16 protein-coding genes are annotated in these 14,316 nt (G+C 55.1%); 4 read left to right on the top strand and 12 right to left on the bottom strand.

What is annotated here, in order from left to right:
• Nucleotides 1–265: 265 nt before the first annotated feature.
• From glpG to ftsY, 6 genes are all read right to left on the bottom strand, one after another.
• Nucleotides 266–1,108, bottom strand: coding sequence for a rhomboid family intramembrane serine protease GlpG (glpG, locus tag VV869_RS10785; RefSeq protein WP_337734943.1), 843 nt, complete (start codon nt 1,106–1,108; stop codon nt 266–268).
• 11 nt (nt 1,109–1,119) lie between these two features.
• Nucleotides 1,120–1,455 carry a thiosulfate sulfurtransferase GlpE gene (gene glpE / locus VV869_RS10780; protein WP_337734942.1) on the bottom strand — a complete coding sequence of 112 codons (336 nt, stop codon included), beginning with the start codon at nt 1,453–1,455 and terminating at the stop codon, nt 1,120–1,122.
• A gap of 511 nt (nt 1,456–1,966) precedes the next feature.
• Nucleotides 1,967–2,827 carry an RNA polymerase sigma factor RpoH gene (gene rpoH, locus VV869_RS10775; RefSeq protein ID WP_337734941.1) on the bottom strand — a complete coding sequence of 287 codons (861 nt, stop codon included), beginning with the start codon at nt 2,825–2,827 and terminating at the stop codon, nt 1,967–1,969.
• Between the two features lie 131 nt (nt 2,828–2,958).
• Nucleotides 2,959–3,885 (bottom strand): permease-like cell division protein FtsX, encoded by a 927-nt coding sequence (gene ftsX / locus VV869_RS10770; RefSeq protein ID WP_337734940.1) that lies wholly within the window; start codon nt 3,883–3,885, stop codon nt 2,959–2,961.
• Nucleotides 3,875–4,543: a cell division ATP-binding protein FtsE gene (ftsE, locus tag VV869_RS10765; RefSeq protein ID WP_337734939.1), complete on the bottom strand. Its 669-nt coding sequence runs from the start codon at nt 4,541–4,543 to the stop codon at nt 3,875–3,877. Before ftsE ends, ftsX begins: the two co-directional genes overlap by 11 nt.
• 3 nt (nt 4,544–4,546) lie before the next feature.
• On the bottom strand, nt 4,547–5,917 hold the full coding sequence (gene ftsY / locus VV869_RS10760; protein WP_337734938.1) for a signal recognition particle-docking protein FtsY: 1,371 nt from the start codon (nt 5,915–5,917) through the stop codon (nt 4,547–4,549).
• Nucleotides 5,918–6,001: 84 nt separating this feature from the next.
• Between ftsY and rsmD the strand changes: the two genes are divergently transcribed.
• Nucleotides 6,002–6,607 (top strand): 16S rRNA (guanine(966)-N(2))-methyltransferase RsmD, encoded by a 606-nt coding sequence (gene rsmD, locus VV869_RS10755; RefSeq protein WP_261601428.1) that lies wholly within the window; start codon nt 6,002–6,004, stop codon nt 6,605–6,607.
• Nucleotides 6,604–6,870 carry a DUF1145 domain-containing protein gene (locus tag VV869_RS10750; RefSeq protein WP_337734937.1) on the top strand — a complete coding sequence of 89 codons (267 nt, stop codon included), beginning with the start codon at nt 6,604–6,606 and terminating at the stop codon, nt 6,868–6,870. Before rsmD ends, VV869_RS10750 begins: the two co-directional genes overlap by 4 nt.
• A 46-nt stretch (nt 6,871–6,916) precedes the next feature.
• Here VV869_RS10750 and VV869_RS10745 read toward each other — a convergent pair whose 3' ends face one another.
• The 5 genes from VV869_RS10745 to VV869_RS10725 form a co-directional block, all read right to left on the bottom strand.
• On the bottom strand, nt 6,917–7,510 hold the full coding sequence (locus VV869_RS10745; protein WP_337734936.1) for a YhgN family NAAT transporter: 594 nt from the start codon (nt 7,508–7,510) through the stop codon (nt 6,917–6,919).
• A gap of 158 nt (nt 7,511–7,668) precedes the next feature.
• Nucleotides 7,669–7,908 (bottom strand): YecH family metal-binding protein, encoded by a 240-nt coding sequence (locus tag VV869_RS10740; protein ID WP_337734935.1) that lies wholly within the window; start codon nt 7,906–7,908, stop codon nt 7,669–7,671.
• A 255-nt stretch (nt 7,909–8,163) separates the two neighbouring features.
• Nucleotides 8,164–8,475 carry a putative signal transducing protein gene (locus VV869_RS10735; RefSeq protein ID WP_337734934.1) on the bottom strand — a complete coding sequence of 104 codons (312 nt, stop codon included), beginning with the start codon at nt 8,473–8,475 and terminating at the stop codon, nt 8,164–8,166.
• A 72-nt stretch (nt 8,476–8,547) separates the two neighbouring features.
• Nucleotides 8,548–9,171, bottom strand: coding sequence for a lysoplasmalogenase (locus VV869_RS10730; RefSeq protein ID WP_337734933.1), 624 nt, complete (start codon nt 9,169–9,171; stop codon nt 8,548–8,550).
• A gap of 1,057 nt (nt 9,172–10,228) precedes the next feature.
• A complete protein-coding gene (locus VV869_RS10725) occupies nt 10,229–10,594 on the bottom strand; it encodes a DUF4145 domain-containing protein (RefSeq protein ID WP_337734932.1) in 366 nt (121 codons plus the stop codon).
• A 263-nt stretch (nt 10,595–10,857) separates the two neighbouring features.
• Between VV869_RS10725 and VV869_RS10720 the strand changes: the two genes are divergently transcribed.
• Nucleotides 10,858–11,175: a DUF2500 domain-containing protein gene (locus VV869_RS10720; protein ID WP_443147307.1), complete on the top strand. Its 318-nt coding sequence runs from the start codon at nt 10,858–10,860 to the stop codon at nt 11,173–11,175.
• A gap of 22 nt (nt 11,176–11,197) precedes the next feature.
• On the opposite strand, the gene VV869_RS10715 is transcribed toward VV869_RS10720, so the two are convergent.
• Nucleotides 11,198–12,202 (bottom strand): acyltransferase, encoded by a 1,005-nt coding sequence (locus VV869_RS10715; RefSeq protein ID WP_337734930.1) that lies wholly within the window; start codon nt 12,200–12,202, stop codon nt 11,198–11,200.
• Nucleotides 12,203–12,641: 439 nt separating this feature from the next.
• On the opposite strand from VV869_RS10715, the gene VV869_RS10710 reads away from it, so the two are divergent.
• On the top strand, nt 12,642–14,240 hold the full coding sequence (locus VV869_RS10710) for an AbgT family transporter (protein ID WP_337734929.1): 1,599 nt from the start codon (nt 12,642–12,644) through the stop codon (nt 14,238–14,240).
• The last annotated feature ends 76 nt before the right edge of the window (nt 14,241–14,316 follow it).

Below are 14,316 nucleotides of genomic sequence, written 5' to 3'. Positions count from 1 at the left end.
TTATTGCTCGAAAGAAGATAATAAAATGTGAAAGGAATCAAAAACGAAGATTAATTATTAACAGATAGAGTATTAACTCTATCTTTTTTGTAAATAATAAGACGTGAGCTTACAGATCAACAGGTTCAGTGAACATGGCGGGAAAAAGAAGGATGGAGCCGGTTCGCGCGCGCCTCTTCGGGCAGCGGATGTGTCGGGTCTCGGCTCCATTCGGATCGCCACCCGGCCGGTTCAGCCGGGCAGCATTCGCCGCTCCTGGCCCAACCTAGCCCCGGGCCGGACGACGCAGCTTCCCGTCGACCAGCGCGATCGCGCAGCCGCTGAGTAACCCGAACAAATGGGCCATATTGGCAATCGACATCCCCATCGGCTGAGCAAAACCAATCACCAGCCACGCCAACATGAAGATGACGTAAGGTTTGGGGATCACCAGACCGCGCTCCGGCGCCAGCCATCCCATCCACCACAAATACCCCAGCAAGGCATACACCACGCCGGAAAGCCCCCCGAAACCCGGGCCGTAAAACCAGAATTGGGCGAATCCGGAAATCAGGGCCGAAAGCAGAAAGACCTGCAACAGCTTAGCGCTGCCGCTGTGACGCTCCAACTGACCGCCCAGCAACCACCACCACAGGCAGTTAAACAGGATATGCAAGGTCGAGAAATGGATCAGCGCATGGGAGAAAAAGCGCCAGAGCTGCCACTCATCGCCCTGCATCAGCGGAAAATGCAGCCAGCGAAACACCGGTTGCTCGAACCCGAACAGCCACAAACCGTAAATCCCCATCGCAGCAATCATCACCGCCAGGGTAAACGGCCCGGCCCGGGCGCGGATGATCGCCAGCAGATCCGGACTATGGTAGGAAAACTTAGCCGTGCGGGACTCAGCCATCGCCCACGAGGCAGCCTGATATTTGCTATCGTCGGGATTGGCCAGAAACAAACTCAGTTCAGCCTCGGCTTCCACCAGGTACTGGCTGTCTTCCAGCCAGATCGCAAACCGCCCTTCCGGCTCCGGCGCCAGACTCATGGGGATCCCCCGTGACGCCATATAGTCAATAAATGCCTGCGCCAGGCGGGGGTTGTTTAATCCGGCTAACCGATGCATCTGAGTCTCCGTTAGGATGATACCTGCTGGTGACAAGGATACGCCTGTCGACGCCAGGCTTCAAACCCGCCATCCAGGCTGTAAACCGTCTCATAGCCCTGGTTAATCAAATACTGGGCCGCGCCCTGGCTGCTGATGCCGTGGTAGCACATCACAATCACCGGCTGTTCGAAATCGACCTGATCCATAAACGCGACCATGGTCTCGTTGGTCAGGTGAAACGCCGATTCCGGGTGTGCCAGGCCAAACGACTGCGGATCGCGGATGTCGGCCAGGATGGCCCCGGCGTCCGGTTGCTGCAGCAGCTCAAACGCCTGCTCTACGGATATATGCTCGAACTGATCCATTCATTGCCTCACTAAATGACTGCTGGCCTTGCCAGCATTAGGGTTATTGAGTTGCCGATCCCGCCGAGGATCCGCTCCGGGCCAAAACTGTGATGATCCTCCGTTCGGGGATCCCCGGAGCGACGGTCCAAGGCCGTCAGCGCAGGGCGTCATTGTACCCCACAAAGTTACTCACAACCTCGTACAGATAGTAGGGCTTTGCGTTGACCACTTCCGGTCATACTAAGACAGGCCATACAAGGGTTGAAGGTCCCTCGCCAGACGTCCGTGGCCACAAGTCGAACAAATAATCACCAGCTGTGGAAAAACCTGTGAATAGCGTTGATAATGTGTTTCGCCACAAGAGGATCCACTATATGTAGATCGGATCCGATCATAATCTGTGGATAAGTTTGTCTTGCATCCTGATTTCAGGCCATAAATGTGACCTGCTCCTCAGAAAACAAGCACAAAAAAACCGGCGCTTGGCCGGTTTCTTGTGCGAATCATTGTGGATAGTTTCCGAGGATCCTCAGAGACTGTCACCCACCGCTTCTTTGAGCTTTTTCATCGCATTTTTTTCGAGCTGACGGATCCTTTCCGCAGACACCCCGTAATGCTCAGCCAGCTCCTGCAGTGTTGCTTTCTGCTCATTCAGCCAGCGAGAGCGGACAATGTGCTGACTGCGCTCATCCAGGCCGGCCAACGCCAGTGACAGGCGATTAGTGGCATGGCTTTCCCAGTTATTCTCTTCATAACTCAGGGCTACATCAGATGATTTGTCTTCCAGGAAATAAACCGGAGCGCTGAAGCCGCTGTCGCGATCATCATCATCGACCGGGCTTTCAAAGGTCGGATCCTGCGCCGCCAGACGGGATTCCATCTCGCGGACCTCGCTGGCATCGACCCCAAGCTGCTCGGCAACCATGTTGACTTCGTCGTTATTGAACCAGCCCAGGCGCTTTTTCGCCTTACGCAGGTTGAAGAACAGTTTGCGCTGCGCCTTGGTGGTGGCGACTTTGACAATACGCCAGTTGCGCAGCACATACTCATGAATTTCAGCTTTGATCCAGTGGACCGCAAACGACACCAGACGCACGCCGACTTCCGGGTTAAACCGCTTCACCGCCTTCATCAGGCCGATGTTGCCTTCCTGAACCAGATCCGCCATCGGCAGACCATAGCCGGAATACCCGCGTGCCACGTGCACTACGAATCGCAGGTGGGACATGACCAGCGACTTTGCCGCATCAATATCGCCCTCGTAATGCAGGCGCTCCGCCAGCTCACGTTCCTGCTCCGCCGACAGCATCGGGTAGCTGTTGACACTCTGAACATAGCTGTCCAGGCTGTCTGTAGAAACTAACGCCAATGAAGTCATTTCTTGTGCCATTCAACAAACCTCGTGTGTTTTGTGTACTGATGGAACATCGTCATAGCCTGCAATGATGCCCGCAAAAGGGCCAACATTGCAAGCCGTCATATAAATTCTCGCCACATGACCCATCTGTAGAGTCCGAAAATTTACACAGGTTCAATTTCTTTCAGATGACGTCCGGCCGACAACCGGGCCGCCAGCAGCCCGAGAAATGCCGCCGTCATCAGCAGGATCAGGGTTTCATCCCAACTCAGGCCGACCAGCCGGAACCCGCTGTCGTAGAGCGCAGCCAACTGCGCCACCGCGCCATCTAGCAGTATAGTGACGATTGCGGCCAGCACCCAAGCGGCGATCCCGCCCAGCAGGCCGTACCAGGCCCCGGTATAGAGATACGGGCGCAGAATGAAACTGTCGGTCGCACCTACCAGCTTCATCACCTGGATCTCATCTTTCTGGTTAAGCACCTGCAGGCGCAAGGTATTGCCGACGATCAGGAACACCGCAAACAGCATCAGACCGGAGATCAATGCCGCCAGAGTGATCGCCAGCGACTTGATCGCCGCCAGACGCTGCAGCCAGTCACTGTCGAGCCGAACTTCATCCACCGTCGGCTCGGCACGCAATTTCGCCGCCAGCTGCGCGGCCTGATCACTGCCCTGCCATGCCGCCACCGGGCGGATCACCACCACAGCCGGCAGCGGGTTTTCCTCCAGCAACGTCAGCGCCTCGGCAAACCCGGCCTGCTCCCGAAACTCTGCCAGTCCCTGCTGCGGCGAGATATAGCGCACATTCTCCACTTCCGGCCAGGCAGCCAGTTGCTCGGAAAACTGAGTGGCGGTGCCCGGCGACACCTGCGGCGCCAGATACACCGTCAGCTGCGTCGGATTCTGCCAGGCTTGGGCCACCAGGGTGATATTTTTCGCCAGCAGGTAAAAACTGGCCGGCAGCGTCAGGGCAAACGCCAACACCGCCAGGGTCAGCAGATTGCCCAACGGCCGTCGCATCAGCTCCGACAGCGCCCCGAGGCATTGCATTTTATGGACGGCAAAAAAGCCGGGGTGTTTACGCGCCACGTGCGACCTCCCGTAGGTGCCCCTGGTGCAGATCCAGACGCCGGTAATTGTGGGTGCTGAGCAAGGAGGTATCATGGGTGGCCATCAATACGCTCACTCCCACCCGGTTAAACTCTTCAAACAGCTGCATGACTTGTTGCGACAAGGCTGCGTCCAGGTTCCCGGTCGGCTCGTCGGCCAGCAACAGCCGCGGTTTGTTCACCACCGCACGGGCAATACCCACCCGCTGCTGCTCACCGCCGGAGAGCTGGAGCGGCAGGCAGCGGGCCTTGTCGAGCAGCCCGACTTTATCCAGTGCCGCCGACACCCGGCGCTTGATTTCCGCCTCCGAGGCCAGCTCGACCCGCAGCGGCAGGGCCACATTGTCGTAGACACTGCGGTCCATCAGCAGCTTGTGATCCTGGAAGATAATCCCGATATTGCGGCGCAAGAACGGGATATGCTTGTTTTCAATCCGGGTAATATCGTGGCCATTGAAGAAAATCTGGCCGTCACTCGGCCGCTCAATGGCACAGATCAGTTTCAGCAAGGTACTCTTACCAGCCCCGGAGTGCCCGGTTAAAAACGCCATTTCCGCCGGTTGAAGGTGGAAATCCACTTTTTGCAGGGCCTGGCGCCCGCCTCGATAAGCTTTACTGACCTGCTGAAACCGGATCACGATTTACTCCTCGTCGCTAAAGAGTGCTTCAATAAACTCATTGGCCGCGAATGGACGGAGATCGTCGATCCCCTCGCCGATGCCAATGTAGCGGATCGGGATATTGAACTGATCGGCAATGGCAAAAATCACCCCGCCCTTGGCGGTGCCGTCCAGCTTGGTCAGGGTGATCCCGGTCACCGGTGCCACATCACTGAACAACTTGGCCTGGCTGATCGCATTCTGCCCGGTCCCGGCATCCACCGTCAGCATGATTTCATGCGGCGCCTGCGGGTCGACTTTCTTCATCACCCGCACAATCTTGCGCAGCTCTTCCATCAGATTGCTCTTGTTCTGCAAGCGGCCGGCCGTATCGGCAATCACCACATCGACGTTTTTGGCGCGGGCCGATTCGATCGCATCGAAAATCACCGACGCACTGTCAGCCCCGGTGTGCTGGGCGACCACCGGCACATTATTGCGCTCACCCCACACCTGTAACTGCTCGACTGCCGCCGCACGGAAAGTATCCCCGGCAGCCAGCATGACGGATTTGCCCTGGCTCTGGAACTGCTTGGCCAGCTTGCCAATGGTGGTGGTTTTCCCGACGCCGTTGACCCCGACCATCAGGATCACGTAAGGCTTGCAGGAAGTGTCAATCACCAGCGGCTGCTCGACTTTCGCCAGCATCTCGCCCAGCTCTTCTTTCAGCAAACCATACAGCGCTTCGCCATCTTTCAGGGCCTTGCGATCAGCTTTTTCGGTCAGGTTCTCAATGATCTTGAGTGTGGTATCCATCCCGACATCGGACACTAACAGCTGCTCTTCCAGCTCCTCAAACAAATCATCATCGATCTGCTTGCCGCGGAATAAACCGACAAAGCCGGAACCGATATTAGATTTGGTTTTCTTCAGGCCGCGCATCAGGCGGGCGAAGAAGCCTTCACTTTTCGGCTTTTCCTGCTCGGTGCTCTGAACCGCACTGGCCTCGTCGGCAGGTGCTTCAGTTTCAGGAACCTGCACTTCAGGTGCCTTTGTTTCAGACGCTTTTGTTTCAGAAGCTTGAGCCGACGGCTGTTCGGCTGGAGCAGGCGCGACCTCCGGGCGATCCGCAGCCGCCGCTTCAGCTGAAGCGGTCTCGGCAGCCTCGCGTGGCTCAACCGGGGCTTCCGGCTCAGCGTCCTGCGCGACCTCACGGCTCGTAACAGCCGTTTCCGCCGTCGGCTGTTCCGTGGCTGGCTGCGCCGTCGACGCCTCCTGCGAGGTCAGCGTTGAGGCGTCCGCCGATGATGCTTTCTCTTCCGCCTGGGCGGCTTGTTGCTCGGTTTGCTCGGTTTGTTCTTCAGAACCAAAACCCAGCCACGAAAATAATCCGCGTTTCTTTTTTTCTGCCATTGGCAAATCCTAAAGCTTGATTGGTACAATTTGCAGCTTAAAAACTGCTGTATACTAACATTTTCTCAACGGTCGAATAAATCTATGACGAGACGCAGGCAACAATCCGGGCGAAATCAGCCCGATCACCGCCGGGAAGGGGTCGTAAGGATCATCGGCGGACGCTGGCGCGGACGCAAACTGCCAGTACACGATGTTGAAGGTCTCCGACCAACGACCGACCGGGTCAAAGAAACCGTCTTTAACTGGTTGGCCCCCGATTTGTATCAGGCGAACTGCCTGGATCTGTTTACCGGCAGCGGCAGCCTGAGCTTTGAAGCGCTCTCCCGCGGGGTCGACAGCGTCACCATGCTGGAGCTGGACCGCCAGGCGGCCACGCAACTGGAACAAAATCGCCAGACCCTGGGGGCCGACAATGCCCGTATCCATCAAACCGACAGCCTGGTTTTTCTCGACAAACCGGGCACGCCGTTTGATATCATCTTTATTGATCCGCCATTTCGCAAGCACTTACTGCCTGAGGTGATCCTGCGACTGGAAAATAATGGCTGGCTGGCGCCCCGTGCCATCATCTATATCGAGGCGGAAAAGGAACTGGGCTTACCGGAAACGCCGGCCCATTGGCATTTATACAAGGAAAAAACCGCCGGTCAGGTCAGCTACCGGCTATACGAGAGAGACGCATCATGAAAGCACTAATTTCCCTGGCGAAAGCAGCCATCGGCTTTGTCTGGCTGATTCTGCTCATCAATATTTTCTATCCCTTCCCGGGCGTGGCCGCGATGGCCCTGTACATCATGACCGGCTTCCTGCTGATGATGCACGGCCTGCAAATGCTGATTTTCCTCGGCGCCTTCGGCGACAAGATCTCCATGAGCCGCTGGGAGAAATGGTCGATCCTGATCTTCGGCATCTTCGCGCTGCTGGATATCCGTCGCAAGCACATGATGTAAACCAACGCGAGGCCCCACCGGCCTCGCGCTGTCTCTGGCCCGCCGACTAGACACCCAACTGGAAGAATTTGCGGATCCCGTCCAGGAACATCTGGGTTGAGATCATAATCAGCAACAGCCCCATCAGGCGCTCCACCGCTTTCAGGCCCCTTTCGCCCAACAGACGATTAAACACCTCATAAAACATCAAAATCACAAAGGTTGCTCCCCAGGCCAGGCACACGGCAGCCACCCAGTCCCACATCCGGCCCGGCTCCTGATTCGACAACAGCAACAGTGACGCCAGCACCGACGGTCCGGCAATCATGGGGATCGCCATCGGCACAATAAAAGGCTCCTCACCGGCCGCCAGACCGGTCACCCCACCCGGGGTCGGGAAAATCATCCGGATCGCAATCAGAAACAAGATGATGCCGCCCGAGATACTGACGGTTTCCGTGGACACATGGAGGAAGTTCAACATTTGCTGACCGCCGAACAAGAACGCCAACAGGATCACCAGTGCAATACATAACTCCCGGATCATGATAATCCGACGTCGTTTCGGTTCAATATGGCGCAGGATCGACAGCATCACCGGCAAATTGCCGAGCGGGTCCATGATCAGAAACAGCATGACCGCTGCAGAGATAATTTCCACAGAGTAGACCTCAAAAAGAGAAAATATTCAGAAGATTAGAGATAGTGAGCAGCATCGACCAGACAATCGAGCGGCGGCAGGAGAGTATAACAACTGAGCACCCGGGTGGCGACTTTTTTACCACCCGGAGCACGACGGCAGGCGTGATCCCCGCGCGGTCAGTGGCTGCACATCATGGCCGGGTTAGCCACAATAGTATCGCCTTCGCGCACCACTTTGCCGCGTTCAAGGAAAAACACCAGTAATGCTTCTAAGGTCAGGTCTTGCAGGCTGCAGGTATGAAACCGGGCGTGCTCGCCATAACTCGCCACAATGGCCTGCTGCAGAGACTGCTTGGTATACGGCGTTTCTGCCGCCAGCAACAGGTTCAGTACCGTATGGGCATGGATTGAATTCATCGTTGTCCTCATCTGAGCGTTTCACAGGAACACCGATTAAATCACACCCGTTCGCAACGGCGTTGACCCAGCGCAACAAACAGGCATTTCAAAACTATGTTTGATAGATCATCAAAGACATGTTTGATAAGTCAAAGCCATGTTGAATATTTCGATAAGTAGTTATTCTACAATCAAAATTCTAGCGCAGTTATCGAACATTTTAACAAGCTAGAATGAGCAGTTATTTACTACGATTGGTATCATACGGGTCGCTCAGGGCTGCGCTTCCCCGCACTGCCAGCAGATCTCAAAAGCGCCGCTGTTCAGCTCCCCGCACTTCGGACAACACCATTCGCGCTCCCCGGCAGATTCATACGCCTTCAATAGCACCCGCGCCCGCTCGGCCTGCGCAGCCGGAACCCACAGACTCACCTGGAGGACATCCGCGGGCAACTCTCCTGCGGCAGCTGCAAGATTTTCCCCGCTGAGCGCGACCTCGATCTGCGCATGTTCCAGCATGCCTCTGAGACTATGGGCTTCCAGGCTGTTGGCTGCCTGATACACCCGGATCCAGGATGCCACCATGATCGCTCCTTCACATCGGCCTGCCATCGCGGGCCGATCGGCCCTTGAAACGCCCCCGTGAGCGGGCGCTCGCTACACCAGTAATGTTGCCGTAAACAAGGCCTGCGCCAGGTAATAGCTGGTCATGATCACGGCGGTAGAGGCACGGAAGGGGCCCCGAAACCGATCCACAGCCAGCACCGTGTCCGAAATCATAAAGACCAGCGCGCCGATCAGCGCCAGCAACCCCGCAGTCGAACCGGCCGTCAGCCAGAACTCCCCGGCTGCCCAGGTCATTTGCACAATCATCGCAATATAGGCCATGACCGGCATCGCCATAGCCCCTAATGCCGGCAGGAGGAGTAAAAAGACAATGATCCCGCCGCCCACCAGCATGGCCGGTAACCACCAGACCATCGGGCCATCAATCTGACTCCAGAATGCCACCGAATAAGCGGTATGGGCGAGCAAAAAGCTGGCCAGCCCCTGGATAAACCGATCTTTGGGCAACATGAGAAACACATCCCCGACCGTCGACAGCAACAAGCCGATAAAAATCGCCTGCCGGTAGACCGAGTCGAGCCCGGATTGCCAGGCCAGGATCAGCAACAGCACCATCGTCAGCGGCTTGAACACATAGTACTGCCATTTCGGGCCATGATAGGCCGCCGTCATATGTAAAAGTGCAGAGAAGGAGATGGCTAACCAAACCCACATAACATCACCGAAATCATTATAGTTATAAGCAGGGACAGTTTAGGAACCCAATTCGGATTGTCTAGCAGCGAACCGTCAGAACTAGACCCCGCTTATAAAATCACGCACGACGTATTTGCCCATCGCAGTAAATCTGCTAACCGAAAAAACTGGCACCGCCTCATCGGCCAGCCCGCAGCTCGAAACAAATCGCACCGCAAGAAGAAAAAGCAAACGTTTACCACCATCACTAGCGCCGAATAACATTCACAACAATTCAATGAGACATCCAGCCCCCACCACAGTGAGGTAAACGGCCAGAAAAACCAGAAGGATAAAAAATAAATTAAGGTTGATTATCAATAAGATAAAACCAAATCAAGTCAATTAACGATGGTTTCAAGTCATAGCAACCAACCTGAACAACAATCGCGAGTTATCAGAAGAAAATTTGCTTATATGACAAAAATTCGCATATTCATGCAATAAATCTGTTCCAACACGATCAAATCGCCATCAAGTAAGATTTAAAACAAAAATAAAAACGCACGTTTTACCAGATGAAGCCAGACTACGACAAAAATGACAATAACATAAAATAAACAAACAGGATTCAGATTAACAACCAACATAAATTAATTAAAATCAATAGTTTATGATAGAACAATTTAATTGAAACACTTACCACCTAAAATAAACCCCATCAAAAACAAACAAAAACTCTCGATAAAACCTGCAAAACATCACCATTAAATTTATTTTTATAACAAAAAACAGGATGAGATTGATCAAACTCCGAATAAAGTGTTAGTATGTCGAACATATAATCAACAGCAGCAGAGTGGGGATCTTTCTTATGTTTACATCTTCTCAGAAACAAGGACTTGTGATGATTGCAGTCATTGTGGGCTTAATGACGCTGCCTGTGATCTACTAAATCACGACAGAATTCGCCGAAAAAGGTGCCTCAGGGCACCTTTTTCATTTTCAGGCAGGGTGAAACGACAGCCACGCTACGGGGCTGTCGTCGGACACGGCTCACGGCCGTTGACTGGTCGGGTAAGAATCGCCGGGCCGATCAGGGCAGCAGCCGGATATGGTGCCAGTTTTCTGAATAAAACCACACGGCCAGCGCCGTAAAGCCCAACACGACCAGCGCGGCTACGGTCCAGACAAAACGGCCACTGCGTGGCGTCAGTTCCGACTCACACGCCTTGCAAGCGGCCAGAAACCCGGCTTTGTCATCCAGCTGATAGCCATCTTCGTGAACAATTTTATTGCGCACCGTGGCCACAAAACGCAATGTCGGGATAATCTCGTGGGGCAGACGCTCCTCACAACTGGTGATGAGCTGATGCAGCCCCTTGCCTTCCGCATGGTAATGCTGGCGCAATAAGTGCTCAATTCGCCGCGTGCGTGTTACCACTAACTCAATATTCGCCATCCCCGAACTCCTGTCGACTTCTCTCTTCCCTAACATATCGTGCCCCGGACGAGATGCAAGCCTTCTGTACATTGTTAAATCATAGACTTAAAAGCCAGCCCAGATCATCCCCTCCAGGTATCAACGCCCCGAATCCGGACCCAGAAAACCAAAAGAGGTCACAGTTTCTCCGTCACGGGGTACGCCTCCGACGCCCCTTCTTTCATAATACAGCGGGTCCCCTCTTTCACGTCAGCCAGGAGTCAAACGTGCCTACCCCGCTCATTTTGATCGTCACCGGATTATTGATCCTCTCTGCTTTCTACGCCTTGCGGATCTACCGCCGCCATGTACAGGGGGATCAGGCTCCGGAAAAAACCGTGCAGGTCGAAATCCTGGACAAACAAAGCATTGCCATTGCCGGAGCACGACCGGGAGAAGACAGCGAAGCCTACTGGATCTATGTGCGGCCACTCCGGGGCGGGCCGAAACGGGAGTTCGAAGTTGGTGTTCACTACTACCATGCGCTCAACCCCGGCGATCGCGGCACTATGACCTACCAGGGACAGACATTCCGCCATTTCGCGCTCCAGCGCGACTAGCACAAACCGATCTCGGTTGTGCTCAGGGCACCAGCCACGCAGTCAGGCGGTATCTCGCCAGCAACCAGCTGGCTCCCAACGCCAGGGCGGTGATGATCAGGGTCCAAAAAGGGATCATGATGAGGGGATGGGCGAAATACCAGTCATAGGCCCGCACCGGCCAGAGAAAGATCGGATGCAGCAGATAAATGCCCAGGCTGTAGCGGCTGACAAACGCTGCGCCGCGAAGCCAGCGCGCCGACATCCGTTCACTCCAGAATCGGCACAGGGCAAAAACCAACGCCGCAATCACCGCCGTATTCAGCGTTTTATACGACAGCCAGCGACCCACGGTATATTCCCCCGCCGCCATACTGTGGCTGATCACCATGTAAGCCGTCAGCAGCAATGCCGCAATTCCCGGCAGAATGAGCCAGGGCAATGCCGGCCAGCGATAGACAAACATGCTGTATCCCAGCAACAGGTAGCCGCCGTAAAGGAGCAACTGCTCACTCCACAAGCCATCCACCGAGAGCAAATACAGCCCCGTCATCGCCAGCCAGGTCACCGTCAGCCCCAGAGTCCCGATCCGATCAGTGTGCTGAACGTAATAGCGTAAAAACGGCACCACAAAATACAGCGGCAGGAAATAATAGAAAAAACCCAGATGATAATAGGTTTCGTGATCAGGCATATGTTTCAGTGTTTCCCAGGCGTGCCCGGCATCATAACCGTCCGCGCTCAGGCCCGAGAGACCAGCATAAAGCAGGGACCAGATCAGAAACGGGATCAACACCTTGCCCAGCCGCCGCCGGACATAATAGCCGGGCTCAAACGGCCGGTGATCGGAGAGCATCAGCGCACCGGTGATCATGATAAAAATAGGCACCGCCCAGCGACTGAAACTGTTCAACACAATGGCCGTGCTCCAAGCACTGTCGCTGATCAGCCCCAGTTGCTCACGATAAGGGCCCAGCACGTGAATGGTTACCACCGCTAAGGCGGCCACACAGCGCAGCACGTCAAAAAAAACCACCTTCTCTCTCACCGGCTTCCCCTGCCTGTCACTTGTTTGTTCCACTATAGCACTGAGTCTGCCGCACGACCGGTGCTATCAGGCTATGCAAAAGACCACCGACATGTTATCAACCCGTTTCATTTTCCGCGTTCCACAGCGACAAAGATTCATTTTCGTGATGGTGATCACACCTGCCATCCACGCCACTATCTAAGTGTTTGTTTCTTCTAAAAACAGACTGCCGTTCACGCCTCAATCACTTTCATAGCGCCTATCAATATTCTGACCTCCCATCACAGAGCCAACCAGTACATTGCATCAATTTACTAACCATAATTAGACAAAAAACCACCATTTGAAACATTTAGACATACTTTTATCTTGTTTGAGGTGTTAACAATAGCGTAACCTTCGCCACCGACAAGAGATGTACCCATTGATGGGATTAATACGATAAATGGAGGTCGTGATGCACTCACCTGCTTCACAACAAACGCTACAACCAAAAAAGAAAGCCCTGTTTACCCGCTTTCTGGATACTGTGGAATGGCTGGGGAACCTGCTGCCACACCCAATCACCCTGTTTGCCCTGTTCTGTCTGGCGATTCTGATTGCTTCCGGCATTGCCGGTTATTTTGGCGTATCGGTCGTTGACCCACGTCCGGAAGGGGCACCAGGCCGCGCAGCCGACGGCATGATCCATGTGATCAGCCTGCTCAACGAAGACGGCGCGCAGAAAATTGTTGCCAACCTGGTGAAAAACTTTACCGGCTTTGCCCCGCTCGGCACCGTTCTGGTCGCGATGCTGGGGGTTGCCATTGCCGAACACTCCGGCCTGCTGTCATCCGCGATGCGCGGCCTGGTGATGGGCGCTTCACGCCGCATGGTCACCCTGGTGGTGGTCTTTGCCGGTATTGTGTCCAACACCGCATCTGAACTGGGCTATGTGGTTCTGATCCCGCTGGCAGCCATGCTGTTCCACTCGCTGGGCCGCCACCCGCTGGCCGGTCTGGCTGCGGCCTTTGCCGGGGTCTCCGGTGGCTACAGTGCCAACCTGCTGTTGGGAACGGTTGACCCGCTGCTGTCCGGGATCACCGAATCCGCAGCGCAAATGATCGACCCGACCTACACCGTAGGTCCGGAAGTGAACTGGTACTTCATGTTCGCATCGACGTTCGCCATCACCATCATGGGTGCCTTCGTCACCGAGAAAATCGTCGAGCCGAAACTGGGTCAGTACAACCCGGAAGAAGCCAGCGAAGATCTGGGCAACGACAACATGGGCAAACTAACGGCGCTGGAGAAAAAAGGCCTGAAAGCTGCCGGTCTGGCTGCGCTGGTGGTCTCGGTGCTGCTGGCCCTGACGATCGTGCCGGAAAACGGCATCCTGCGTCATCCGGAAACCGGTCTGATTGCCGGCTCACCGTTCCTGAAAGGGATCGTAGCCTTTATCTTTGTCTTCTTCGCCATTCCGGGTTTTGTCTACGGTAAAGTCGTCGGGACGATGAAGAATGACCGGGATGTGATTGACGCCATGGCGAAGTCCATGTCTTCGATGGGCATGTACATTGTGCTGGTTTTCTTTGCCGCGCAGTTCGTGGCGTTCTTCAAGTGGACCAACTTCGGCCAGGTCTTTGCCGTCGGCGGTGCAGACTTCCTGCAAACCATCGGCCTGACCGGCCCGGCCCTGTTCTTCGCCTTTATCCTGATGTGTGGCTTCATCAACCTGATGATTGGCTCCGCCTCTGCCCAGTGGGCCGTCACGGCGCCGATCTTCGTGCCGATGCTGATGCTGGTCGGCTACGCGCCGGAGACCATTCAGGCGGCGTACCGAATCGGGGACTCCGTGACCAACATCATCACCCCGATGATGAGCTACTTCGGGATGATCCTGGCCGTCGCCACACGCTACCAGAAGAATCTGGGGCTGGGCACGCTGATCTCAACCATGCTGCCGTACTCGATGGTCTTCATCGTCGGCTGGAGCCTGATGTTCTACGTCTGGGTATTTATCCTGGGGATCCCGGTCGGTCCGGGCGCTGCAACCTACTACAACGTCGGTGGTTAATCACGTGGCCGGCTAACCCCTCACACGTGGCAGACCACAGATGAAACCTTCACAAGCCGGGACCTGTCCCGGCTTG

Source organism: Photobacterium sp. MCCC 1A19761, from assembly GCF_037389125.1.
Classification (GTDB): Bacteria; Pseudomonadota; Gammaproteobacteria; order Enterobacterales; family Vibrionaceae; genus Photobacterium.
The sequence above is the reverse complement of the archived record's forward strand: the minus strand, read 5'-3'. Positions and strand labels throughout refer to the sequence as shown.

Coding starts and splice junctions, on each gene's coding strand:
- glpG (WP_337734943.1), bottom strand. CDS start 1,108: ATGCATCGGTTAGCCGGATTAAACAACCCCCGCCTGGCGCAGGCATTT.
- glpE (WP_337734942.1), bottom strand. CDS start 1,455: ATGGATCAGTTCGAGCATATATCCGTAGAGCAGGCGTTTGAGCTGCTG.
- rpoH (WP_337734941.1), bottom strand. CDS start 2,827: ATGGCACAAGAAATGACTTCATTGGCGTTAGTTTCTACAGACAGCCTG.
- ftsY (WP_337734938.1), bottom strand. CDS start 5,917: ATGGCAGAAAAAAAGAAACGCGGATTATTTTCGTGGCTGGGTTTTGGT.
- rsmD (WP_261601428.1), top strand. CDS start 6,002: ATGACGAGACGCAGGCAACAATCCGGGCGAAATCAGCCCGATCACCGC.
- VV869_RS10750 (WP_337734937.1), top strand. CDS start 6,604: ATGAAAGCACTAATTTCCCTGGCGAAAGCAGCCATCGGCTTTGTCTGG.
- VV869_RS10740 (WP_337734935.1), bottom strand. CDS start 7,908: ATGAATTCAATCCATGCCCATACGGTACTGAACCTGTTGCTGGCGGCA.
- VV869_RS10735 (WP_337734934.1), bottom strand. CDS start 8,475: ATGGTGGCATCCTGGATCCGGGTGTATCAGGCAGCCAACAGCCTGGAA.
- VV869_RS10730 (WP_337734933.1), bottom strand. CDS start 9,171: ATGTGGGTTTGGTTAGCCATCTCCTTCTCTGCACTTTTACATATGACG.
- VV869_RS10725 (WP_337734932.1), bottom strand. CDS start 10,594: ATGGCGAATATTGAGTTAGTGGTAACACGCACGCGGCGAATTGAGCAC.
- VV869_RS10710 (WP_337734929.1), top strand. CDS start 12,642: ATGCACTCACCTGCTTCACAACAAACGCTACAACCAAAAAAGAAAGCC.